The 23,454-nt window shown below is 72.1% G+C and carries 22 protein-coding genes; 10 read left to right on the forward strand and 12 right to left on the reverse strand.

Features of this window, described 5'->3' with window-relative positions; translation table 11 throughout:
• Positions 1-384, reverse strand: a 384-nt coding sequence (locus ACI379_RS02005; RefSeq protein ID WP_439790384.1) for a carbon starvation CstA family protein, incomplete at its 3' end; no start/stop codon positions are given.
• A 116-nt stretch (positions 385-500) separates the two neighbouring features.
• Between ACI379_RS02005 and ACI379_RS02010 the strand changes: the two genes are divergently transcribed.
• The gene (locus ACI379_RS02010; protein ID WP_439790385.1) at positions 501-737 is read left to right on the forward strand and encodes a DUF3099 domain-containing protein; all 237 of its coding nucleotides are present in this window, start codon (positions 501-503) and stop codon (positions 735-737) included.
• 34 nt (positions 738-771) lie between these two features.
• Here the strand turns inward: ACI379_RS02010 and ACI379_RS02015 are convergent, their stop codons facing one another.
• Complete coding sequence (locus tag ACI379_RS02015) at positions 772-1,740, reverse strand: aldo/keto reductase (RefSeq protein WP_439790386.1); 969 nt, start codon at positions 1,738-1,740, stop codon at positions 772-774.
• Between the two features lie 75 nt (positions 1,741-1,815).
• Here ACI379_RS02015 and ACI379_RS02020 point away from each other — a divergent pair, with 75 nt between their 5' ends.
• Together ACI379_RS02020 and surE are read left to right on the forward strand one after the other, a co-directional pair.
• Positions 1,816-3,540: a fumarate hydratase gene (locus tag ACI379_RS02020; RefSeq protein WP_439790387.1), complete on the forward strand. Its 1,725-nt coding sequence runs from the start codon at positions 1,816-1,818 to the stop codon at positions 3,538-3,540.
• Between the two features lie 161 nt (positions 3,541-3,701).
• The gene (gene surE / locus ACI379_RS02025; RefSeq protein WP_439790388.1) at positions 3,702-4,889 is read left to right on the forward strand and encodes a 5'/3'-nucleotidase SurE; all 1,188 of its coding nucleotides are present in this window, start codon (positions 3,702-3,704) and stop codon (positions 4,887-4,889) included.
• Between the two features lie 17 nt (positions 4,890-4,906).
• On the opposite strand, the gene ACI379_RS02030 is transcribed toward surE, so the two are convergent.
• Complete coding sequence (locus tag ACI379_RS02030; RefSeq protein ID WP_439790389.1) at positions 4,907-5,455, reverse strand: NADPH-dependent FMN reductase; 549 nt, start codon at positions 5,453-5,455, stop codon at positions 4,907-4,909.
• Between the two features lie 70 nt (positions 5,456-5,525).
• Between ACI379_RS02030 and ACI379_RS02035 the strand changes: the two genes are divergently transcribed.
• From ACI379_RS02035 to ACI379_RS02050, 4 genes are all read left to right on the forward strand, one after another.
• Positions 5,526-6,908 (forward strand): class II fumarate hydratase, encoded by a 1,383-nt coding sequence (locus ACI379_RS02035; RefSeq protein ID WP_439790390.1) that lies wholly within the window; start codon positions 5,526-5,528, stop codon positions 6,906-6,908.
• Between the two features lie 59 nt (positions 6,909-6,967).
• Positions 6,968-8,407 (forward strand): acyl-CoA synthetase, encoded by a 1,440-nt coding sequence (locus tag ACI379_RS02040; RefSeq protein WP_439790391.1) that lies wholly within the window; start codon positions 6,968-6,970, stop codon positions 8,405-8,407.
• Positions 8,408-8,512: 105 nt separating this feature from the next.
• A complete protein-coding gene (locus ACI379_RS02045; RefSeq protein ID WP_439790392.1) occupies positions 8,513-8,947 on the forward strand; it encodes a universal stress protein in 435 nt (144 codons plus the stop codon).
• 3 nt (positions 8,948-8,950) lie between these two features.
• Positions 8,951-9,775, forward strand: coding sequence for an acyl-CoA thioesterase domain-containing protein (locus ACI379_RS02050; protein ID WP_439790393.1), 825 nt, complete (start codon positions 8,951-8,953; stop codon positions 9,773-9,775).
• A gap of 10 nt (positions 9,776-9,785) precedes the next feature.
• On the opposite strand, the gene efeB is transcribed toward ACI379_RS02050, so the two are convergent.
• The 3 genes from efeB to efeU are packed head-to-tail and all read right to left on the reverse strand — an operon-like array spanning position 9,786 to position 13,160.
• Positions 9,786-11,129, reverse strand: coding sequence for an iron uptake transporter deferrochelatase/peroxidase subunit (gene efeB / locus ACI379_RS02055; RefSeq protein ID WP_439790437.1), 1,344 nt, complete (start codon positions 11,127-11,129; stop codon positions 9,786-9,788).
• Complete coding sequence (gene efeO, locus ACI379_RS02060; RefSeq protein ID WP_439790394.1) at positions 11,126-12,286, reverse strand: iron uptake system protein EfeO; 1,161 nt, start codon at positions 12,284-12,286, stop codon at positions 11,126-11,128. The genes efeB and efeO overlap by 4 nt, the downstream gene beginning before the upstream one ends.
• A gap of 19 nt (positions 12,287-12,305) precedes the next feature.
• The gene (gene efeU, locus ACI379_RS02065; RefSeq protein WP_439790395.1) at positions 12,306-13,160 is read right to left on the reverse strand and encodes an iron uptake transporter permease EfeU; all 855 of its coding nucleotides are present in this window, start codon (positions 13,158-13,160) and stop codon (positions 12,306-12,308) included.
• 79 nt (positions 13,161-13,239) lie between these two features.
• Between efeU and ACI379_RS02070 the strand changes: the two genes are divergently transcribed.
• The gene (locus tag ACI379_RS02070; RefSeq protein WP_439790396.1) at positions 13,240-15,024 is read left to right on the forward strand and encodes a DUF429 domain-containing protein; all 1,785 of its coding nucleotides are present in this window, start codon (positions 13,240-13,242) and stop codon (positions 15,022-15,024) included.
• Between the two features lie 64 nt (positions 15,025-15,088).
• On the opposite strand, the gene ACI379_RS02075 is transcribed toward ACI379_RS02070, so the two are convergent.
• The gene (locus ACI379_RS02075) at positions 15,089-16,252 is read right to left on the reverse strand and encodes an acyl-CoA dehydrogenase family protein (RefSeq protein ID WP_439790397.1); all 1,164 of its coding nucleotides are present in this window, start codon (positions 16,250-16,252) and stop codon (positions 15,089-15,091) included.
• 19 nt (positions 16,253-16,271) lie between these two features.
• On the reverse strand, positions 16,272-17,117 hold the full coding sequence (locus ACI379_RS02080) for a 3-hydroxybutyryl-CoA dehydrogenase (RefSeq protein WP_439790398.1): 846 nt from the start codon (positions 17,115-17,117) through the stop codon (positions 16,272-16,274).
• 129 nt (positions 17,118-17,246) lie between these two features.
• On the opposite strand from ACI379_RS02080, the gene ACI379_RS02085 reads away from it, so the two are divergent.
• Complete coding sequence (locus ACI379_RS02085; RefSeq protein ID WP_439790399.1) at positions 17,247-17,927, forward strand: TetR/AcrR family transcriptional regulator; 681 nt, start codon at positions 17,247-17,249, stop codon at positions 17,925-17,927.
• The gene (locus ACI379_RS02090) at positions 17,924-19,300 is read left to right on the forward strand and encodes an MFS transporter (RefSeq protein ID WP_439790400.1); all 1,377 of its coding nucleotides are present in this window, start codon (positions 17,924-17,926) and stop codon (positions 19,298-19,300) included. The genes ACI379_RS02085 and ACI379_RS02090 overlap by 4 nt, the downstream gene beginning before the upstream one ends.
• Here ACI379_RS02090 and ACI379_RS02095 read toward each other — a convergent pair.
• The 4 genes from ACI379_RS02095 to ACI379_RS02110 are packed head-to-tail and all read right to left on the reverse strand — an operon-like array spanning position 19,230 to position 23,375.
• Positions 19,230-20,033 carry an SDR family NAD(P)-dependent oxidoreductase gene (locus ACI379_RS02095; protein WP_439790401.1) on the reverse strand — a complete coding sequence of 268 codons (804 nt, stop codon included), beginning with the start codon at positions 20,031-20,033 and terminating at the stop codon, positions 19,230-19,232. The genes ACI379_RS02090 and ACI379_RS02095 overlap by 71 nt on opposite strands.
• Positions 20,030-21,307, reverse strand: coding sequence for a class I SAM-dependent methyltransferase (locus tag ACI379_RS02100; protein ID WP_439790402.1), 1,278 nt, complete (start codon positions 21,305-21,307; stop codon positions 20,030-20,032). Before ACI379_RS02100 ends, ACI379_RS02095 begins: the two co-directional genes overlap by 4 nt.
• On the reverse strand, positions 21,304-22,095 hold the full coding sequence (locus ACI379_RS02105) for a DUF1365 domain-containing protein (RefSeq protein ID WP_439790403.1): 792 nt from the start codon (positions 22,093-22,095) through the stop codon (positions 21,304-21,306). Before ACI379_RS02105 ends, ACI379_RS02100 begins: the two co-directional genes overlap by 4 nt.
• Positions 22,092-23,375 (reverse strand): NAD(P)/FAD-dependent oxidoreductase, encoded by a 1,284-nt coding sequence (locus tag ACI379_RS02110; protein WP_439790404.1) that lies wholly within the window; start codon positions 23,373-23,375, stop codon positions 22,092-22,094. The genes ACI379_RS02105 and ACI379_RS02110 overlap by 4 nt, the downstream gene beginning before the upstream one ends.
• Positions 23,376-23,454 lie beyond the last annotated feature (79 nt).

Here is a 23,454-nt window from a genome sequence, read left to right on the forward strand (position 1 = left end):
CATCTGCGCGGCCAGCACCGGGCCGACCAGCGGGCCGGCGCCGGCGATGGCGGCGAAGTGGTGGCCGAACAGGACGCGACGGTCGGTGACGTCGAAGTCGCGCCCGTTCTCCAGGCGTTCGGCGGGCGTGGCCCGGGTCTTGTCGACCATGAGGACCCGGTACGCGATGAAGCGGGCGTAGAAGCGGTACGCGATCGCGTACGAGGCCAACGCCGCGAACAGGATCCACAACGCCGAGACGTCCTCACCCCGCCTGAGGGCCAGCATCGCCCAGCAGGTCGCGCCGGCGAGGGCGACGGCCACCCACACCACGACCTGCAGCGGTGAGGTCCGGCGGCGTCGGGTGGGCGGAGGTGGGGGTGCGGTCGCGGTCTCGTGCGCCATCACGTGGTCCTTCCCGAGAAGGGCCCGGCCGCGGCGGTCGGGCCACTCCTTCGAGAGTGGACCTCGGCGGGTGGGAGGGCAAGGAGGCGTGCGGTGCGGCGTGGCACGCTGGAACCATGGCGTACCACCCGAGACCGGTCAGCGTGACCGACGCCAAGGAGTCGCAGAGCGACCGCCTGCGCCGGCGCCAGCGCTGGTACGTGCTGCTGATGACGGTCTGCGTCACGCTGATCGTGCTCGCCTGGTACGTCGTGAAGGACTACTCGACCACCGCGGCCGTGGCCATGTCGGCGGTCGCGGCCGTCATCCCGCCCGTGGCCGCGATCGTCGCCAACTGGGGAGCCGACCGCTGACGCCGGGCCCCGGAGCGGGCCTCAGCGGCCCGGCTCAGTGCCCGACGATGCGGTGCGGCTCGTACGGGGCGGCCAGCTCGGCCAGCTCCTCGGCGGTGAGCTCGAGGTCGACGGCTGCGACAGCGTCGGTGAGGTGGTGCGGCTTGGTGACGCCCACGATCGGCGAGGTGACCGCCGGCTGCGCCATCAGCCAGGCCAGCGCCACCTGCGCGCGGGAGACGCCCCGACGCTCCGCGACCGCGGCCACGGTGTCGACGATGACCCGGTCGGAGTCCGGGTAGAGGTTGCGGCCCCACTCGTCGCCCTCGGAGCGGGCGGTGGTGGCGTCCCAGTCGCGGGTGAGCCGGCCCCGCGCCAGCGGGCTCCACGGCAGGACGCCGACGCCGGAGTCCTCGCAGTACGGCAGCATCTCCCGCTCCTCCTCGCGGTAGAGCAGGTTGTAGTGGTTCTGCATCGAGACGAACGTCGTCCACCCGTGGCGCTCGGCAACGTGCTGGGCCGTGGCGAACTGCCACGCGTACATCGACGATGCACCGATGTAGCGCGCCTTGCCCGCCTTCACCACGTCGTGGAGCGCCTCCATCGTCTCCTCGATCGGGGTCGCCGGGTCCCACCGGTGGATCTGGTAGAGGTCGACGTGGTCAGTGCCCAGGCGCGTCAGGCTGGCGTCGATCTCCGTCATGATCGCCCGCCGCGACAGCCCTGCGCCGTTGGGACCGGGCCGCATCCGGCCGTGCACCTTGGTGGCCAGCACGTACTCCTCGCGCGGGGCGATCTCGCGCAGGATCTTGCCCGTCACCTCCTCGCTCGAGCCGGCCGCGTACACGTTGGCCGTGTCGAAGACGGTGACCCCGGCCTCCCACGCGGCGGTGATCAGCGGGCGGGCCGCGTCCTCGTCGAGGATCCACGGGTGCCAGCCGCGGGCCGGGTCGCCCCAGCTCATGCAGCCCAGCGTGACGGCGGAGACCTCGAGGCCGGTGGTGCCGAGTCGGGTGTAACGCATGCCACGCATGCCTAGGTCGGCCGGATGGCGGAGCCCCCCGGTGTCCTCCTGGTGGGCGGCGTATCCTGACACATCGTGAGCAACGCTGCGACCGGACCCGAGTTCCGCTACTCCGACCTCCTCCCGACCCACGGCTCCAACGGCGAGGACGAGACGCCGTACCGGCTGATCACCACCGAGGGCGTCTCCACCTTCGAGGCCGACGGCGAGACGTTCCTCAAGGTCTCCCCCGAGGCGATCCAGACGCTGACCCGCGAGGCGATGCACGACATCAGCCACTACCTGCGCCCGGGCCACCTCAAGCAGCTGCGCAAGATCATCGACGACCCCGAGGCGTCCGGCAACGACCGCTTCGTCGCGCTCGACCTGCTCAAGAACGTCAACATCTCCGCCGGCGGCGTGCTGCCGATGTGCCAGGACACCGGCACCGCCATCGTGATGGGCAAGAAGTCCGAGGGCGTCCTGACCGGCTCCGACGACGGTGAGGCGATCAGCAAGGGCGTGTACGACGCGTACACCCAGCTGAACCTGCGCTACTCGCAGCTCGCGCCGATCACGACGTACGAGGAGAAGAACACCGGCACCAACCTGCCGGCGCAGATCGAGATCTACTCGACGCCGCAGACCTCCGGCAAGCCCGAGTACAAGTTCCTCTTCATGGCCAAGGGCGGCGGCTCGGCCAACAAGTCGTTCCTGTTCCAGGAGACCAAGGCGGTGCTCAACCCGACCCGCCTGCTGGAGTTCCTCGACGAGAAGATCCGCTCGCTCGGCACGGCCGCGTGCCCGCCGTACCACCTCGCCGTGGTCATCGGCGGCACCAGCGCCGAGTTCGCGCTCAAGACCGCCAAGTACGCCTCCGCGCACTACCTCGACGACCTGCCGACCGAGGGCTCCATGTCGGCCCACGGCTTCCGCGACACCGAGCTGGAGGAGGAGGTCTTCAAGCTGACCCAGTCCTTCGGCATCGGCGCCCAGTTCGGCGGCAAGTACTTCTGCCACGACGTGCGCGTGGTACGACTCCCCCGCCACGGCGCCTCCTGCCCCGTCGCGATCGCGGTCTCCTGCTCGGCCGACCGCCAGGCGCTCGGCAAGATCACCCCCGAGGGCGTCTTCCTCGAGCAGCTCGAGACCGACCCGGCGCAGTACATGCCGGACGCCGGCATCGCCGAGGACATCGCCGGCGGCGAGGTCGTCAAGGTCGACCTCAACCAGCCGATGGACCAGATCCTCGCCCAGCTGAGCCAGTACCCGGTCAAGACGCGTCTGTCGCTGACCGGCCCGCTGGTGGTGGCCCGCGACATCGCGCACGCCAAGATCAAGGAGCGCCTCGACGCCGGCGAGGAGATGCCCGACTACCTCAAGAACCACCCCGTCTACTACGCCGGCCCGGCCAAGACGCCGGAGGGCATGGCGTCCGGCTCGTTCGGTCCGACCACGGCCGGGCGCATGGACTCGTACGTCGAGCAGTTCCAGGCCGCCGGCGGCTCCATGGTGATGCTGGCCAAGGGCAACCGGTCCAAGCAGGTCACCGACGCCTGCGGGACCCACGGCGGCTTCTACCTCGGCTCGATCGGCGGCCCCGCCGCCCGTCTGGCGCAGGACTGCATCAAGTCCCAGGAGGTCATCGAGTACCCCGAGCTCGGCATGGAGGCCGTGTGGAAGATCGAGGTCGAGGACTTCCCGGCCTTCATCGTGGTCGACGACAAGGGCAACGACTTCTTCACCGACCCCTCCGGCGCGGTGACGGTCCCGCTGAGCACGCTGGCCGCCTCCGGGATCCGGGTGCGCTCCGCGGAGTGACCCCTCGTTCCTGACGCGCGACGTGCGACGACCCGGCTGCTCCAGCGGCCGGGTCGTCGCACGTCCGGTGAGTGGAAGCGGGAGACCCGTCGCGCGGCGCAGCCACCTACGGTGCGCGTCGTGACGGACGTCACACACCACCCCTGACACTCGGAGATCCCATGAAGATCCCTCACGCGCGCCGTACCGCCGGCGTCGCCAGCCTCGCGCTCGTCGCCACCCTCGGCGGCACCGTCGCCCTCACCGCGCACGCGGACGAGACGACCGCCCCCGCGGCCGCGGTCCTGCCCACGACCGGCCTCAACATCCTGCTCACCAACGACGACGGCTGGGACGCGCCGGGCATCACCGCCGTCCACGACGCCCTCGAGGCCGCCGGCCACACCGTCACCCTGGTCGCCCCCGCCACCAACCAGAGCGGCGTCAGCGCCCGCGTCGACTTCTCCGGCAACCTCACCGCCCTGGAGCAGCAACCGGGCGCGTGGTCGGTGAGCACCAGCCCCGCCGGCACCGTCCTGTTCGGCCTCGACCAGCTCTTCGACGAGAAGCCCGACCTGGTCGTCTCCGGCACGAACGTCGGCTCCAACACCGGCTTCGACACCAACTTCTCCGGCACGATCGGCGCCGCCACGGTCGCCGCCGGCATGTTCGACATCCCGTCGGTGGCGATCAGCACCGCCACCGGGTACGGGGCGGGCGCCACCGGGGCGTACGCCGAGACCGCGGACCTGCTCGTCGACATGCTCGCCCAGGGCCTTCCCGACCTCGACCGCGGCCACGTCATCAACGTCAACTACCCGCAGCTGAGCGCCGAGCGTCCCGCACCCCTGGGGATCCGGTACGCGGCGAATTCGCAGGCCTCCGCTGCCGCGTTCACCTACGTCCCGCAGGCCGACCCCGGCGTGTACAAGATCCAGGGCGCCCGCGGCACCGAGACGCCACTGCCCGGCACCGACACCGCCGTCCTGGCGCAGGGCTACGTCACCGTCGGCGTGCTCGACGCCGACCGGTCGGTGGCGATCGAGGACGCCGACGCCGTCACCGCGCTGATCGAGAAGCTGGGCGGCGACCCGGCCCCGCAGCCCGAGACCGTCGACCCGTGGGTCCAGGTTCTGCCCGCCCGGGCCGCGGCCGGCTCCACCCAGTGGCTGCGCCTGCGCGGCATCGAGGACAACGCCACCGTCCAGTTCGTGTGGACGCCGGTCCGCAAGGGCGCGAAGGTCACCACCACCGCCCGCGCCGCCGCCGACCTGGTGAAGCTGAAGGCGCCCAGGCGCAAGGCCACCTACAAGGTCGCCGTGCGCGTGGGCGGCAAGACGCTGCGCACGGGTCGGATCACGCTCGTCTGAGAGACGCGCCGCGGCGGTCAGCCGCGCAGGGTGGCGGTGAGCTCGAGCAGTGCGCCGAGCATCTTCTCCGCCTCTCCTGCGCGGCGCTCCGTCGGGGCGAACCCGTCGTCACCGAAGTCGATGTACGTCGGCAGCGTCACCACGGACCGCACCGCGAGCAGGTGGGCGTTGGCGACGACGGGACGCCAGTGCTCGACCGCGCGCACCCCGCCGTCGGCGCCGTACGAGACGAACGCGACCGCCTTGCCGCCCCACTCGGGGTACAGCACGTCGAAGGCGTTCTTGAAGGCCGCGGGGATGGAGTGGTTGTACTCCGCGGTGACGAAGACGAACCCGTCGAAGGAGTCGATCGTCTCCGACCAGCGCCGGGTCGCGGGGTTCTCGTACTGCCGGGCAGCGGCCCCGGGGACGGTCGCCTCGTCGAGCAGGACGAGGCCGAAGTCGGCGACCTCGACGAGCTCGTACTCCGCCCCGCCGTACGCCTGCGCCTGCTCCAGGACCCACCGGCCCACGCTGGGGCCGACGCGTCCGGGACGGGTGGTTCCGACGATGATCGCGATCCTCACGGGTTCTCCTCTGCACGGGGACGGGTCGTCGGCCAGTCAAGCAGCACCGGCTGCGCGCTAGGTTCGAGGCATGGCCGACTTCCGTACCGAGCACGACTCCATGGGCGAGGTCCAGGTGCCCGCCGACGCGATGTGGCGGGCGCAGACGCAGCGGGCGGTGGAGAACTTCCCGATCTCCGGCACCACGCTGGAGCCCCGGCACGTACGCGCCCTCGGCCTGGTCAAGCAGGCCGCGGCACGGGTCAACGGCGAGCTCGGCGTCCTCGACGCCGGGCAGGCGGCCGCGCTGCAGGTGGCGGCGGGACAGGTCGCGGCCGGGCGGCACGACGACGCGTTCCCGCTCGACGTCTTCCAGACCGGGTCGGGCACCAGCTCCAACATGAACGCCAACGAGGTCATCGCCTCCCTGGCCAGCACCGCCGGCACGCAGGTGCACCCCAACGACCACGTCAACGCTTCCCAGTCGTCCAACGACACCTTCCCGACCTCGATCCACGTCGCGGCGACCCTCGCGGTCGTCGAGGACCTGCTGCCCGCTCTCGACGTGCTCGCCACCTCGCTCGAGCGCAAGGCGGACGAGTTCGCGGGCGTGGTGAAGTCGGGCCGCACCCACCTGATGGACGCCACCCCGGTGATGCTGGGCCAGGAGTTCGGCGGGTACGCGGCCACCGTGCGGTACGCGACCGAGCGCCTCACCTCCGTGCTCCCGCGCGTCCGCGAGCTGCCGCTGGGCGGCACCGCCGTCGGCACCGGCATCAACACGCCGCCCGGCTTCTCCGCGCGGGTGATCGAGGTCCTCGCCGAGCTGACCGGCGAGCCGTTCACCGAGGCCCGCAACCACTTCGAGGCCCAGGGGACCCGCGACTCCCTCGTCGAGCTGTCGGGGGCGCTGCGCACGTACGCGGTGGGCCTGACCAAGATCTGCAACGACCTGCGCTGGATGTCCTCCGGCCCCACCACCGGGCTCGCCGAGATCCACCTGCCCGACCTGCAGCCGGGGTCGAGCATCATGCCCGGCAAGGTCAACCCGGTGCTCCCGGAGGCGACGCTGATGGTCTGCGCGCAGGTCGTCGGCAACGACGCGACGGTCGCGTGGGCGGGTGCCGCGGGCAACTTCGAGCTCAACGTGATGATGCCGGTGATGGCCCGCAACCTGCTGGAGTCCGTACGGATCCTGTCCACCTCCAGCCGCCTGCTCGCCGAGCGCTGCGTCGACGGCATCAACGTCGACGCCGACCGGATGCGCCGCTACGCCGAGTCGTCCCCGTCGGTGGTCACCCCGCTCAACCGGCACATCGGGTACGAGGCGGCGGCCACGGTGGCCAAGAAGGCACTGGCCGACGGCGCCACGATCCGCGACACGGTGCTGGCGATGGGCTTCGTGGAGCGCGGCGAGCTCACCGAGGAGCAGCTCGACGCCGCGCTCGACGTGGAGTCGATGACGCACCCGTGACACCCGGCGGTCTGGTCCCCCGTGACCCCGGACGAGGCCCGGGCCTAGGCTGCGGGCCTGTGATCAACGGCCTCCTGATCGGCGACCCGGAGCACTTCGTGGAAGTGGCCGGCGAGCGCCTGTCCCACCCGGACGTGTTCGGAGCCGCGGAGACGGTCGCCCGCTCCGTGACCGGGCTCGCCCGGGTCGCGGTCCTCGCGCGCCCCACGCTGAGCACCACCATCGCGGTGGTCGGCGCCCTCATGGCCGGCATCGAGGTGGTGCCCGTACCGCCCGACTCGGGCGCCGCCGAGCTGCGGCACATCCTCGCCGACAGCGCACCGGACGCGTGGTTGGGCGAGATGCCCGACGTCGACGGGTTGCCCGACCTCCCCCAGGTCCACGTCGACCTGGCCGAACGCACCTGGCCGGCCCTCCTGCGCCCCGTGGACGACGCCAGCACCACCGCGTTCGTCCTCTACACCTCGGGGACGACGGGCCTTCCGAAGGGCGTTCTGCTGTCTCGCAGCGCCGTGCGCGCCGGCCTCGACGCGCTGGTCGAGGCGTGGCAGTGGACCTCCGAGGACGTCCTGGCCCACGGCCTTCCCCTCTTCCACGTGCACGGACTCATCCTCGGCGTGCTCGGCCCCCTCACCGTCGGCGCGAGCCTGGTCCACGTCGGGCGCGGCACCCCCGAGGCGTACGCGTCCGCCGCCGGGAAGGGCGCGACGATGTACTTCGCGGTCCCCACGATCTGGTCGCGGATCGCGGACTCCCCCGAGCACGCGCGGGCCCTGGCGGGCGCCCGCCTGCTCGTGTCGGGGTCGGCGGCGCTGCCCGTCCCCGTCTTCGACCGGCTGCAGGAGCTGACCGGCCTGGCCCCGGTCGAGCGGTACGGGATGAGCGAGACCCTGATCACCGTGGCCACCCGTGCCGACGGCGAGCCCCGAGCCGGCTGGGTCGGCACCCCGGTCGCCGGGGTCGAGACCCGACTGGTGGACGACGCCGGCCACGAGGTCCCGCACGACGGCGAGACCGTGGGGCACCTGCAGGTCCGCGGCGCGACCCTGTTCGACGGCTACCTGAACCGTCCCGAGGCGACCGCGGAGGCGTGGACCGAGGACGGCTGGTTCCGTACGGGCGACGTCGCGGTGGTGACGGCCGACGGCGCGCACCGGATCGTGGGCCGCGAGTCGGTCGACCTGATCAAGTCCGGCGGCTGGCGCATCGGCGCCGGTGAGATCGAGTCCACGCTGCTGGGCCACCCCGCGGTGGCAGAGTGCGCGGTCGTCGGCGAGCCGGACGACGACCTCGGCCAGCGGATCGTCGCCCACGTGGTCGCGCGCACCGGAGTCGACGTGGCGGGCGCCGCGGGCGAGCGGCTGGGCGCCGAGCTGGTCGACCTCGTGGGCGCCGAGCTGTCCGCGCACAAGCGTCCGCGCGAGGTCCGGTTCGCCACCTCACTGCCGCGCAACGAGATGGGCAAGGTCCAGAAGAAGCGGCTGCTGCCACCCCCGTGAGGCCTCCGGGCGTGCCACCCGAGATCCGCTGGGCGGTACCCGCTGTTCCGTACCGGCGGTCGGGCTGACATTCTGCGCAGACACGGACCGGACAAAGGAGTTCACGTGGCACCCAAGATCGTCGTCGGAGTCGACAACAGCATCACCGCCGCCGCCGCGGCCGACCGCGCCGCCACCCTCGCCGCCGCACTGGGCGCCGAGCTGCACGTGGTGAGCGCGTTCGGCAAGCAGGAGGTCGAGACGGTGGAGATCGGTCACGAGACCTTTGTGATCTCCTCGGCCGACGAGGCCCGCCAGCTGACCGAGTCGCTGGCCGCCCGCCTTCACCTGGCCCACCCCGAGCTCACGGTGGTCACCAGCGGCCTCGAGGGCCGCGCGGCCACCGCGATCACCGACCACGCGGAGTCGATCGGTGCCAGCCTCATCGTGATCGGCAACAAGCGCGTCCAGGGACCCTCGCGGGTGCTCGGCAGCATCGCGACCGCGATCCTGCACAAGGCGCACTGCGACGTCTACGTCGCGCACACCCACGACCACTGATCGGTGAGCGACGCCTACTTCGCCCGGCAGGGGACGCTGTTCGCGCCCCTGCCGGACGCCCGTGGCTCCTGGAGCCACGACAGCATCCACGGCGTGGCCGTGTGCGGCCTGCTCGGTCACGCCGCCGAGCAGGCGCTCGTCGGCCACGGGCGTGCCGAGGACCTGGTCCCGGCCCGGTTCGCCGTCGAGCTCTTCGCGCCGCCGCGGTACGCCGACTGCACGGTGAGCACCCGGGTGGTGCGCGACGGGCCCCGGATCTGCCTGCTCGACGTGGAGCTCACCCAGGACGGACGACCGGTGGCCCGGGCCAGCGCGACGTTCGTCCGCGCCAGCGAGTCCGCGCCCGGGGAGGTCTGGTCCCCCACCGACCGACCCACCGCCCCGAGCACCGACGTGGCACCCGTCTCCGACGTGCCCCAGATGCCGTTCGTACGCAGCGGCGAGGGCCCGTGGACCCAGGAGTTCGCCTCGCACCAGAACGGTGAGCGGCACAGCTACTTCCACGTCTGCCACCCGGTCGTCGACGGCTCCCCGCTGACGGCGTTCGAGGCTGCTGCGTCCTCGGCCGACGGGGTCAACATGACGACCAACTGGGGCAGCCGCGGCGTGGAGTACATCAACACCGACGCCACCCTGAGCATGACCAGGCTGCCGGTCGGGGTCGAGGTCGGCCTGCGCACGCTGGACCGCACCGAGCACGCCGGCGTGGCCGCAGGAGCGGCCGCCGTCTTCGACCGCGAGGGTCAGTTCGGCGTGGTGGTGTGCAGCTCGATCGCCAACGCCCGCCGTACGGTCGACATGGCCACGCTCGAGGACGACACCGTCTGACGCACGTCGGTCAGGCGGTGGCCTCGAACAGCGCCTGACCCACGTGCTCACCGGGCTTGGCTCCGGCGGGGATCGCGAACAGCGCCGACCCGGTGACCTTGAGGTACTCCATCAGCGCGTCGGACTTGGCCATCGCGGTCTGCACGGGGATGAAGTGGGTGTCGGGGTTGCGGACGTAGGCCAGGAAGAACAGGCCCGCGTTGAGCCCCCCGAGGTCGTTGGAGCCGTCGACGAAGTTGTAGCCGCGACGCAGCATCCGGGCGCCGTCGTGGAAGTCGGGGTGCACCACGCGCACGTGGGCGTCCACCGCGATCGCGGGACCGTTGGAGCCCGGCAGGTCGAAGTCGGGCTCGGTGAACTCCTGCCCTCCCGACAGCGGTGCGCCGGTGTCCTTGGAGCGGCCCGTGAAGGCCTCCTGGTCGGCCAGCGGCTGGCGGTCCCAGGTCTCGATCAGCATGTTGATGCGACGCGCCGCGAGGTACGACCCGCCGGCCAGCCAGGCGCCCTTGGGGTCGTCGTCGGCCTGCACCCACACGTGGTCGGCGAGCGCCTCGGTCTCCTCGGCCTTGACGTTGGCGGTGCCGTCCTTGAACCCGAACAGGTTGCGCGGGGTGGACTGGGAGGTCGACGTGGTCGACGTACGCCCGAAGCCCAGCTGCGACCAGCGCACGGCCACGGTGCCCATGCCGATGCGGGCCAGGTTGCGGATCGCGTGCACGGCGACCTGCGGGTCGTCCGCGCACGCCTGGATGCACAGGTCCCCGCCGACCGCCCGCTCCTCGAGGACGTCGAACGGGAAGTGCGGCAGCGGACGCAGAGCCGCGGGCTGCGCGGAGGCCAGGCCGAAGCGGTCCTTGCCGTCGGCGTCGGTGAAGAGCGTGGGCCCGAACCCGAAGGTCAGGGTCAGGCCGCTGGCGCCCAGACCGATCGCCTCACCGGTGTCGTCGGGCGGCAGGTTGGCCGCACCCTGGACGGGTCCGATCTCGCCGGCCGGCTCACCGCGGGTGAGCCGCTCGGCCGCCTCGGTCCAGGCGACCAGCAGGGCCACGAGCTCCTCGCGGGAGTCGGTGGTGACGTCGAAGGCGGCGAAGTGCAGGCGGTCCTGGGCGGGGGTGGTGATGCCGGCCTGGTGCTCGCCGCGGAAGGCGTACGGCTCGCGCGGGGCGGCGGGTGCCCCAGCGTCGCGGGACTCGTTGACTGCCCAGCCGGCCGCGAAGACGCCGGGAGCGGCAGCCGCCGCGGCGCCCCCGCCGAGCAGACCGCGGCGCGAGAGCGCGCCGCGCGCCGGGGCGGTGGCGTGCGGCGACGCCGGGGGCTGCTCGCCCCCGGCGTCCGGAAGGGTGTTGCCGGTCAGGACAGCACCGCCGCGGTGAGCTTGGACAGCGGCTCCGAGAGCGCGTTGACCGCGTTGGAGAGCTCCTGCACCTCGGCCTGGGAGAGCTCGTCGTAGTAGCGGAAGCCGTCGTCGGTGCGCTGGGCGTCGAGCAGCTCCTGCAGGGCGTCGAACCGGGTGGTCAGGGTGTCGGCCAGCTCGGCGTCCTTGGCCTCGACGATCGGCTTGACGCCCTCGAAGGCGACGCGGGCGCCGTCGATGTTGGCCTGGAAGTCCCACAGGTCGGTGTGCGACCAGATCTCCTCCTCGCCGGTGACCTTGCCGCTGGCGACCTCCTCGAGCAGGCCGCGCGAGCCGTTGGCGATCTGGTCGACGGTGTACTCGAGCTCCTGGACGCGCTCGTCGAGGGTCTCGGTGTTCTTCATGAGGTCGTCGGCGAAGGTGGCGCGCTGCTTGTCGTTGAGCGCCTTGTATCCCTTGGCCGGCGGCCACAGGTCCTTCTCGATGCGGTGCCAGCCGGTCCACTTCTGACCGGGCTCGAGGTCGGCCTCGCGGGCGTCCATCATCGGATCGAGGTCACCGAAGGACTCGGCGACGGTCTCGATGCGCTCCCAGTGCACGCGGGCCTCCGCGTACAGGGCGCGCGCCTCGTCGTCGTTGCCGGCCTTGTAGAGCTCGACGAACTCGGAGGTCTTGGTGACGAGCTGGTCGGACTGGTCCTGGACGTACGCGGCGTAGTTCTTCAGCGCCGCGTCCACCAGGGCCTGGTCGTCGGCGTCCACCGTGGGCGCCTCGTCGGACTCGGTGACCGTGAAGTCGTCGCGGATGCCGTCGCCCTTCATCCCCGGCTTGCAGGCGGTGAGGTACCCGCCCTCGGGGGCGGCGACCACGAGCTGGCGCGACAGCTGGGGACCGATGTTCTCGACCTCGGCCACGATCCGCAGGCCGTCGGAGGCCAGGAGGTAGAACTCGGTGACCTCGGAGCCGTTGTTGGTGACGTTGAACGTCAGCGTCCCCGCCGGTGCCTCGGTGGCCGACAGCTCGCACGCGTCCGCGGTGGACAGGACGTCGATGGTGCGGGCGTCGCCGGACTCCGTGTCCGGGTCGACGTTCTCGGTGCAGGCCGCCAGCAGGGGCACCGCGGCGAGCAGTGCGACGGCGAGGGACGAGCGCTTCATGGTGCTTCCTTGGTGTCGGTCAGATCTCGGACGCGGCCGGTTGCGGCGTCGAGGGGGTGGAGGAACGTCGGATCCCGCGGACGAAGAGGAACATCACCGGGACCACGTAGAGCACCCACGCGACGGCCTCGAGGACCGTCGTGGCGGGCGAGAAGTTGAAGATGCCCTTGAGCAGGGTTCCGTACCAGCTGGACGGCGGGATGGCCTCCGAGACGTCCCAGGCCAGGGTGTGCAGGCCGGGCAGGATGCCGGCCTCCTGCAGGTCGTGGACGCCGTACGCGAGGACGCCGGCGGCCACGATGATGAGGAAGCCACCGGTCCAGGCGAAGAACTTCGACAGGTTGATCGAGATGGCCCCGCGGTAGATGAGCCACCCGAGGACCACGGCGGTGGCCAGTCCGGCCGCGGCGCCGAGGAGCGGCTGCCAGGTGGCCCCGGACTCGCGGGTGGCGGCCTCGGTGGTCGACCACAGGAACAGGGCCGTCTCCAGGCCCTCGCGGCCCACCGCGAGCATGGCGACGAGGACGAGACCCCACCAGCTGCCCTCGGCGGCGTCGTCGATCTGGCCGCGCAGCTCCCCGCTCAACGAGCGGGACGCCTTGGCCATCCAGAAGATCATCCAGGTGACCAGGCCGACCGCGACGATCGACAGGATGCCTCCGATGGCCTCCTGGGCCTCGAACGTCAGTCCGCGCGGGCCGTAGAAGAGGGCGAACCCGAACGCGAGCGCCACCCCGGCGGCGATGGCCACGCCGAGCCAGATCCGCGGAAGGAGGTGACGTCGGTCCGTCTTGACGAGGTAGGCCACCAGGATGCTCACCACGAGGGCAGCCTCCAGGCCTTCACGCAGACCGATCAGGTAGTTCGCCAGCACATCTCGGGAATGTACTCCTGCTTCTTAGGTTCACCTAACTGATGCGGCGCACGTCACTGTCGTACGGCAGGGTGGCCCCATGCATGTCGTAGGAGTGGACCTCGCCTGGGGTGGCCGCCGCCCGACCGGGCTGGCCGTGCTGGACGCCCATGGGCGCCTGGCGCACCTGAGCAGCGTCACCGACGACGACGAGATCGTGTCGGCCCTCGACCCGTACGTCGCCGACGCCTGCCTGGTCGCGTTCGACGCGCCCCTCATCGTCGTCAACGCGACTGGCAACCGGCCGGCCGAGGCCGCACTCAACCGCGACTTCGCCCGGTTCGACGCCGGCGCGCACCCGTCCAACACGGGCAAGCCCGAGTTCGCCGGCAAGCCCCGCGGCGCCCGCCTGGCCGGACGGCTCGGGCTGGACATGAACCCGCGCTCCGGACGGGCCCGGCGTGCCCTGGAGGTCTACCCGCACCCGGCGACGGTCGCGCTGTTCGGGCTGGGCCGCACGCTGAAGTACAAGAACAAGCCGGGCCGCACGCTGGACCAGCTGCGGTCCGAGCTGCTGGTCCTGATGGGGCTGCTGGAGGGGCTGGCACGGGCCGAGGTCCCGCTGCGCCTCGACGAGGGGGCCGCCGCCGGCGTCTGGTCGTCGCTGCGCTCCGACGTGGCCGGCGCTGGCCGCAAGAGCGAGGTCCGCGTCGTGGAGGACCAGGTCGACGCCGTGGTCTGCGCGTACGTCGGGCTCCTGGCGGTGCGCACCCCGGAGGCGCTGACGACGTACGGGGACTTCGAGAACGGCTACATCGTGACGCCGACCCTGCCGGCCGGGCACTCCCCCGCGCCGCGCCGCCCGGCGGCGGAGCAGGCGAGCCAGACGCCGGCGGCGCCGACCGACACGTCGGCGGCGGTGAGCGAGTACGCCCGCCGGCAGCCCGCGCTCAAGCGGGCCACCACGTCGTTCACCGAGCTCATCACCTCCGTGCTGGACGAGGCCGGCATCAACTACCTGGCGATCAGCGGACGCACGAAGTCGGTCGCCTCGTTCGCCGGCAAGGCGCGGCGCACGGTCGACGGGGTGCCGATGTACGCCGAGCCGCTGGAGGACATCGGCGACCAGATCGGGCTGCGCGTCATCACCTACGCCCAGGACGACGTCACCGCGGTGGCGCACCTGATCCACGAGCAGTTCGTGGTCCACGACGACCGCGACCTGGGGCTGGTCACGGCCAGCGAGGGACGCTTCGGGTACGCCAGCCGCCACCTGCACATCGGGCTGGGGCCCGACGACGCCGCCGCGCACCCCGAGCTGGCCGACCTGGTCGCGCAGGTGCAGCTGCGCACCGTCCTGCAGCACGCGTGGGCCGAGTTCGAGCACGACATCCGCTACAAGGGCACCGTCCCCGACGAGCACGTGCCCGACCTCGACCGCCGGTTCACCCTCGCCGCGGGCCTGCTCGAGCTGGCCGACCGAGAGTTCTCGACGATCCGCGCCAAGCTGCGCGAGTCGCTGACCAGCGCCGGGGCTCCGGAGACGGGCGGGGACCCGCGGATCTCGGCGCGCGAGCTGGCCGCCTTCCTGGCCGGGCAGTACTCCGACGCGGGCTGGTCGCGCACCGAGCACTACGACTGGATCGGCACCCTGGTGCTCGAGCTGGGCATCACCTCGCTCACCGAGCTGGGCGAGACCCTGCGCGGCGTGGACGAGGAGACGCTCGCAGAGCGCATGGACTACCGCTACCCTCCCGCCGCCGTGCGGCGCCTCGACGACGCCCTGCTGTGGGCGCACGGCGAGACGTACGTGTCCCTGCACGCCAACGCGCACCGCGTCGACGCGCTGCGGGCCCGGCTGGCCAAGATGCGCGCCAGCGACTGAGCGCCCCGGACGCACGACGGCCCCTCCCCGCGGTGGCGGGAAGGGGCCGTACGAGAGGTCTGCGTCAGCCGGCCAGGACCTGGCGGCCCATCACCAGACGCTGGATCTGGTTGGTGCCCTCGTAGATCTGGGTGATCTTGGCGTCGCGCATCATGCGCTCGACCGGGAAGTCCTGCGTGTAGCCGTACCCGCCGAGCAGCTGCACGGCGTCGGTGGTGATCTCCATGGCCACGTCGGAGGCGAAGCACTTGGCGGCGGCACCGAAGAAGCCGAGGTCGGCGTCGTCGCGCTCGGACTTGGCGGCGGCGACGTAGACCATCTGGCGGGCGGCCTCGAGCTTCATCGCCATGTCGGCCAGCATGAACTGGATCGACTGGAAGTCGGCGATGTGCTTGCCGAACTGCTTGCGCTCCTTGACGTAGCCCACGGCGAAGTCGAGCGCGCCCTGGGCGATGCCGACGGCCTGCGCACCGATGGTGACGCGGGTGTGGTCGAGGGTGCGCAGCGCCAGCTTGAGGCCGGTGCCGGGCTCGCCGATCATGCGGTCGGCGGGGATCCGGACGTTGTCGAAGAGCAGCTCGCGGGTCGGGGACCCCTTGATGCCGAGCTTGCGCTCCTTCTCGCCGAAGGTGAAGCCCTCGTCGGACTTCTCCACGATGAACGCCGAGACGTTGCTGCCGCGCTTGCCCTCGGGGTCGGTCACCGCGAGCACGGTGTAGAACTCCGAGACGCCCGCGTTGGTGATCCACGACTTCTGGCCGTTGAGGACGTACTCGTCACCGTCGCGCACCGCACGGGTCTTCATCGAGGCCGTGTCGGACCCGGCGTCGCGCTCGGACAGGCCGTAGGAGAAGCCGCCCTTGCCCTGCGCGAGCGGGGTCAGGTACTTCGCCTTCAGCTCCTCCGAGCCGCCCAGGATGAGCGGCATCGAACCGAGCTTGTTGACCGCCGGGATCAGCGAGGACGACGCGCAGACACGGGCGACCTCCTCGATCACGATGCAGGTGGCCAGCGCGTCGGCGCCGACACCGTCGTACTCCTCGGCCACGTGGGGCGCGTAGAAGTCGGAGGCGATGAGGGCGTCCTCGGCCTCCTGCGGGTACCGGGCCTGGTCGTCCACCTCGGCCGCGAACGGCGCGATCTTGGCCTCGCAGATCTCACGGACGGCCTCGCGGATCGCCTCGTGGTCCTCGGAGAGCCGGTAGACGTCGAAGTCGGGGTTGCTCATGGGGTGGTGCCTTCCGAGATCAGTTGTAGGTGTAGAAGCCGCGACCGGTCTTGCGGCCCAGCAGGCCGGCGTCGACCATGCGGTTGAGCAGCGGCGGGGCGGCGTACAGGGACTCCTTGAACTCCTCGTACAGCGACTCGGCGACGGCCTTGGTGGTGTCGAGGCCGATCAGGTCGGCCAGGGCGAGCGGGCCCTGCGGGTGCGCGGCGCCCAGCACGAGGCCGTTGTCGATGTCCTCGGCGGAGGCGAAGCCGGACTCGAACATCCGGATCGCCGAGAGGATGAACGGGATCAGCAGCGAGTTGACCACGAAGCCGGCGCGGTCCTGGCAGTCGATAGCGGTCTTGCCCAGGGTGCCCTCGACGAAGGTGCGCGCCTGCTCGGTGACCTCCTTGGAGGTGACGATGGAGGGCACGAGCTCGACGAGCTTGAGGACCGGCACCGGGTTGAAGAAGTGGATGCCGAGCACGCGCTCGGGGCGCGAGGTGACCACGCCGAGCTTCATGATCGGGATCGAGGAGGTGTTGGAGGCCAGGATCGCGTCGGGCGAGGTGACGATCTTGTCGAGCTGGCGGAACAGCTCGGTCTTGGCGTCCTCGTCCTCGACGATGGCCTCGATGACCAGGTCGCGGTCGGCGAGCTCGTCCAGCGAGGTGACGACGCGGATGTTGTCGAGCACGGCGGCCGCGGAGTCGATCTTGCCCTTCGCCTCGGCACGCTCGAGCGACTTGGTCAGGCGGCCCTTCGCGGCCTCGGCGGCGGCGTCCGAGGACTCCACCACGATCACGTCGAGACCGGCGCGCGCGCTGACCTCGGCGATGCCCGAACCCATCAAGCCGCCACCGACGACTCCGACCTTCTGCATCTGCATCTCCTTGCGGGAACTGGTCTCCGTACCGGAATTGGTACTCGATACAGTCCGTACGGTACTCAGTACCATGACGTTCGCGCACATCGACGCCGTCGATCCCCACCCCAGGAAGGGACGCCCCACGTGAGCAGCACCCGCGACCGCCTCATCGAGGCCGCCTTCGCCCTCTTCGAGGAGCGCGGGTACGAGGCGACCACGGTGGACGACGTGGCCGAGCGCGCCGGCGTCGGGCGTACGACGTTCTTCCGCGCCTTCCGCTCCAAGGAGGACGTGATCTTCCCCGACCACGCCGCCGTGGTCGGGGCCATCGAGGACCGGCTGGCGACCGCCACCGACACGACCGCGCTGCTGGCCGTCACGGAGGCCGCGCGGCTCGTCCTGCTGCACTACCTGCACGAGGGCGCCCGCGCCCGCACCCGGTACGGCCTGACCCGCAGCGTCCCCGCCCTGCGCGCCCGCGAGATCGCGGGCCAGCAGCGCTACCAGCGCACCTTCCGCGGCTTCCTGCACGAGTGGATGGGCGGCACCGCCGCCAGCGCCCTGCGGGCCGAGCTGATGGCCAACGCGGTCGTGACCGCGCACAACCACGTGCTGCGCCGCTGGTTGCGCGCCGAGATCGGCGACGCGGTGGCGCAGAAGGAGTTCGACACGGCGATGGGTTACCTCACCCAGCTCTTCGAGGACCAGACCGGAGAGCGGAAGCAGGACGAACCGGCGGCCGTGGTGGTGGTACGAACGGACAGCAACCTCGCCTCCGTCGCCGACGCCGTGCGCACCGCCCTCGAAGGATTCCGCACCACGTGACCCCCTCCCCGCAGCCCCGGCTGCTCCTGACCGCTCTGGTCGTCATCACCACCGCCACCTCCGTCGTGAGCAGCCTCGGCGCTCCCCTGGTGCCCCTGCTCGCCACGCACTTCGAGGTCAGCCTCACCGACGCGCAGTGGTCGCTGACCGCATCGCTGCTGACCTCGGTGGTGGCCACGCCGCTGCTGGGGCGCCTGGGCAGCGGGCGGCGACGACGGCCGGTGGTCCTCACGGCGCTGGCACTCGTTCTGCTCGGCACCGTCGTCGCCGCGTTCTCGCCGTCGTTCTGGCTGCTGGTGGCCGGGCGCTCCCTGCAGGGGCTCGGCCTCTCGGTCACGCCGCTGGCGCTGGCCATCGCCCGCGAGCACCTGCCAGCCAGCCAGGCACCCGGGGCGCTCGCGGTGCTCTCGCTGACCACCGTGGCAGGAGCCGGGCTGGGCTACCCGTTCACGTCGTTCATGGCCGAGCACCTCGGCATCCGCGGGGCGTACCTCGCCGGCGCGGTGCTGATGGCGATCACCCTCGCGATCACCGTGGTGGCGGTGCCCGGGGCCCAGGGTGACGACCCGCAGCGTACGGACGTGCTCGGTGCCGGCCTGATCGGCGTCGGCCTGGGTGGCGTGCTGCTCGCCCTCTCGCGCGGCGAGACGTGGGGGTGGACGTCGGTCGCGACCCTGGTCACCGCCGGCCTGGGCGCGGCGCTGCTGGCCGCTTTCGTGGTCCGTACCCTGCGGGTCCCCCACCCGCTGGTGGACCTGCGCCTGGCCGTCCGGCCAGGGCTGGCCAACGCCAACCTCGTCGCCTTCGCGGCAGGCGTGGGGATGTACAGCCTGCTGACCCTCGCCGTCGTGGTCGTGCAGGCCGACTGGGGGCTGGGCCGGTCCGTGGCAGTGGCCGGCTGGGTGCTGGTCCCCTACTCGCTGTGCGCCGTGATCGGGACCCGGCTGTCCCAGGCGTACCGCCGCCAGCTCGGCGTCCGGTACCAGCTGCTCGTCGGGTGCCTCGTGTTCGGCGGCGCGTGCGCGCTCATGGCGCTGAGCCACGACAGCCTCACCGCCGTGCTGGTGGCGATGGGCGTCGGAGGCATCGGCAGCGGGTTCACCTTCTCCTCGATGGCGGTGATCATGGTGCCGTACCTGCCCCCGGGCGAGACCGGCAGCGCGATGGCGCTCAACATGCTGCTGCGCCACAGCGGGTTCACCGTCGGCAGCGCGGCCGCGATCACCCTGATGCACGTCTTCGGAGGGCTCGGCGAGCGCGGCTTCACCGGAGCCCTCACGGTCATCGTCGGGCTCTGGGTCCTCACCGCGCTGGCGAGCGCCGTGATGGACCGTCGGACGCCCCCGAGCGGCGCGGTGCCCGGCTCCGCGTGAGGAGCGTCCACAGCCGCGCCGGGAGCAGGCGGGCGGCCCCCATGAGCACGGCCATCGGCCAGGGGAAGACGATCGTGGCGCGCTCGGCCTCCAGCCCGTCGGCGATCGCCCGCGCCGCCTCGTCGGCCTCCACCATGAACGGCATCGGGAACGTGTTCCGCGCCGTCATCGGCGTCCGCACGAACCCGGGGCAGACCGTCGTGACCCGGACGCCGCGCCGCTGCAGCGCCCCGCGCAGGGCCTCCAGGAGGTTGATCTGGGCGGCCTTCGTCGCCCCGTACGCCTCCGATCCGGGCAGCCCGCGGTAGCCCGCCACCGACGCCACCCCGACGACGTGGCCGGCGCCGCGGGCGACCATCGGCGGCACCACGGCAGCGAGCAGGTTGTTGAGTCCCAGCAGGTTGACCCGTACGTGCTGCTCGAAGACGTCGGCGTCCCAGGTGGCGGCGTCGAACTGCTCCCAGTGGCCCGCGCACCACACGACCATGTCGATCCCGCCCAGACCGTCGGCCACCGCGGTCGCAGCCTCGGCGACCGAGGCCCGGTCGGCGGCGTCCACCGGGACCGCCAGCATGCGGGTGCCGGCCACCTCCTCCAGCGCCTCGCGGCGGCGGGCGCTGACCGCCACCCGCGCCCCGCGGGCCCGGAGCTCGTCGGCCAGTGCGGCGCCGATGCCGCTGCTGGCCCCGACCACCCAGCAGCGGCGGCCGTGCAGTGGCGACAGGCCGCTCACGCGACACCCTCCTCGGGGCGGGTCAGGCGGATCTGCGCCACGTCGAGGTAGCCGGAGGTGAACCCCGCCTCGCAGTAGGCCAGGTAGAACTCCCACGTGCGGCGGAACGACTCGTCGAAGCCGAGGACGTCGACCTGCTCCGCGGCCGCGACGAACGCTGCGCGCCAGCGGCGCAGCGTCTCGGCGTAGTGCTGGCCGAAGGCGTGCACGCGGTCCACCCGCAGGGCGGTGTGGCGCTCGGTCGTCTCCTCGATCGCCCGGACCGAGGGGATGAGTCCCCCGGGGAAGATGTGCTTCTGGATCCAGCCGTACGACCGGCGCGTGGCCAGGTAGCGGTCGTGGGACATCAGGATCGCCTGCACCGCCACCACTCCCCCGGGCGCCAGCAGCCGGTCCAGGGCGGAGAAGTACGTGGGCCAGTACTCCTCGCCGACGGCCTCGACCATCTCGACGCTGACCACGGCGTCGTACCGGCCGGTGGCCTCGCGGTAGTCCTCCAGCCGTACCTCGACCCGGTCCTCCAGGCCGGCGTCGCGCACCCGCTCGCGGGCGAGCTCGGCCTGCTCGGTGGAGAGGGTCAGCGTGGTCACCTGCGCCCCGCGGCGTGCCGCCTCGATCGCCAGGGTCCCCCAGCCGGTGCCGATCTCCAGCACCGTGCTCCCCGCGCGCACCTCGGCCAGGTCGAGCACCGCGTGCACCTTGCGCAGCTGCGCCTCCTCGAACCCCTGGGCAGCGAAGGGCTCGGCGGGGTCGAACAGCGCCGAGCTGTAGGAGAGCGTGGGGTCGAGGAAGGTGGCGAACAGGTCGTTGCTCAGGTCGTAGTGGGCCTCGATGTTGCGGCGCGACCCGCTGAGCGTGTTGCGCTCGGCGTCGGGCAGCGGCTGGTCGACGAGACGGCGCAGCCGGGCCAGCGGCCGCGGGACGACGTGGGAGAGGCGCTCGGCGAAGGGCAGCAGGACCTCCGCGAGGTCGTACCCGTCCCCGGCGCGCCAGTCCCCGGCCGTGTAGCCCTCACCGATCCCGATCTTCGGGTTGTCCGCCAGACGGGCGTACATCGCCTCCGGCCGCACGATCTGGACCACGCCGCGCAGGGGTCGTACGGCGTTGCCGAGGGTGGAGCCGTCGGGCAGGCGCAGCTCGACCGGCACGCGACCGGCCACCTGGCGCATCACGGCGCGGGCGGCACGGGCCCGCAGCCCGCGACGGGACGGCGCCGCGACCTCGGGCCGCGCGCCCGGGAGGGTGTGCTGCTGGGGAACGAGGGTGGTGCTCATCGGACGGCCTCCTGGGAGTGCGGCGGTCGGGGTTGGACGGGGAGTCGGGAGAGCCACAGCCGGATGCCGTGGAAACGGATGAGGGCGCTGACCCGGTGGGTCATGCCGAGGTGTCGGGCCCACGTGCGGAGCAGGGTGCGGGAGGTGGCGGGGACCGCACGGCCCCGGGCGGAGGCGGTGAAGACCTCCTGCCCCTCGCGCACCAGGCGCACCGTGACGCCCACCCGGTCGGGACCGAGCGCGAGCCGCACCCGGTAGGTGCCGGACACGTCGTTGAACGGGGAGACGTAGAAGGCCTTCTCGACCTCCGCGTTCCCCTCGGCGTCAGGTTCCAGGAGGTACGCGTGCCGCTCGCCGTAGGTGTTGTGGACCTCGAGCACCACCGCCCGCGGCGTGCCGTCGGGGCGCAGCACCCAGAAGACGGTGAGCGGGTCGAACGCGTACCCCAAGGAGCGGGCGTGGGCGAGCATCAGGACCCGGTCCTCGGTGGCGACCTCCACCGACCGGCCGGCGAGCCAGCGCTCCAGGTCACCCCGGATGCCACCGCCGAGCCGGCCCCCGTCGAGGTGGTCCGCGGCGTCGAAGCGGGCCAGGACCCGCAGTCCGCGGGGCAGGCGCGGGAGGTCGTCGAGGTCGACCAGCCACTGGTAGTGGTCGTGGGTGAAGGCGTAGCGGCGCGGAGTCCTGCGCAGGTGGCTGACCTGGCCCACCACCAGGGCGGGGACGGTCGGCGGCACCAGGGCCGCCCGGCTGGCGGCGGTCGGCCCGGTCAGGTGCAGCGTGCTCACCAGGCCACCCCCAGGGAGGCGGCGGCCTCGACACCGGAGCGGCAGCCGTCCTCGTGGAACCCCCACCCGAGGTGGGCTCCGGCGAAGGCGAGGCGCTCGCCCCCGGCCGCACGGAGCCGCTCGGCGGCCGCGACCGCCTGCGGGGTGAAGACGGGGTGCTCGTAGACCATCTCCGCGACCACCGACCCAGGCGCCACCAGGTCGCCGCCGTTGAGGGTGACCACGAGGTCCTCGCCCTCGAACCCCTGCAGCCGGTTCATCCAGTACGACACGGTGACGCCGTCGGGCCGCGCGCCCGGGCCGCAGGTGGTGCGGTGGTTCCACGAGGCGCGGGCACGGGTCGGCGGCAGCAGCGAGGAGTCGCGGTGCAGCTGGGTGCGGTTGACCGAGTAGCCGATCGCCCCGAGCAGCTCCTTCTCCTCCACCGACGCGTCGGCGAGGAGTCCGAGCGCCTGGTCGGCATGGGTGGCGACCACGACCTGGTCGAACTCCTCGACGTGCCCGTCGGCCGTGCGGACCTCGACCCCGTCGTGGTGCCGCGTCACGGCGACGACCGGCGCCGAGGTACGGACGTCGGGCAGCGCGGCGGCCAGCTTCTCCACGTACGTGCGCGACCCGCCCTCGACCGTACGCCAGGTCGGCGACCCCTTCACGGTGAGCATCCCGTGGTGGTCGAGGAAGCGGAAGAGGTGCCGGGCCGGGTAGGCCAGCGCGTCCTCCACGCCGGCCGACCACACGCACGAGACGAGCGGCACGGCGAAGTGGTCCACGAAGTAGGCCGACCACCCGCCGGAGGTGAGGAAGTCGCCCCAGGTGATCGCGTCCGCGACCGGGTCGTCGTCCTCCAGCAGCTCGCGGGCCGCCCGGTGGAACCGCGGCACGTCGGCGAGCATGCGCACGTACCGGGGGTCGAGGGCGCGCCGGGGCTGGGCCAGGAATCCGGCGGCACCACGGCCGCCGGCGTACGTCAGACCGCACGTGGTGCAGCTGATGCTCATGCTCATCTCGGTGGCCCGGGTCCGCACCCCCAGCTCGGCGAAGAGGCGGAGCAGCTGGGGGTACGTGCGGTCGTTGTGGACGATGAAGCCGCTGTCCACCGCGACGTCGCGCTCCCCTGCCGGTCCACCCAGCGGCACGTCGTGGGTGTGGGCGTGCCCGCCGAGACGTCCGTCCTGCTCGAACAGGGTCACCCGACGCGCTCCCGAGAGCACGTGGGCGGCGGTCAGGCCCGAGACGCCGCCACCGACGACGGCGGCTGTGGGTTCGTGTCGTGCAGTCATGCGGCTCTCCCGGGTCCTGGTCGACCGGCACGTGTTGCCGGCCCCCGATGACGACGCTAGAGTCTTTGTTCAAGGTTTG

Source organism: Nocardioides sp., from assembly GCF_051876515.1.
In the GTDB taxonomy this organism is placed as follows: Bacteria; Actinomycetota; Actinomycetes; order Propionibacteriales; family Nocardioidaceae; genus Nocardioides.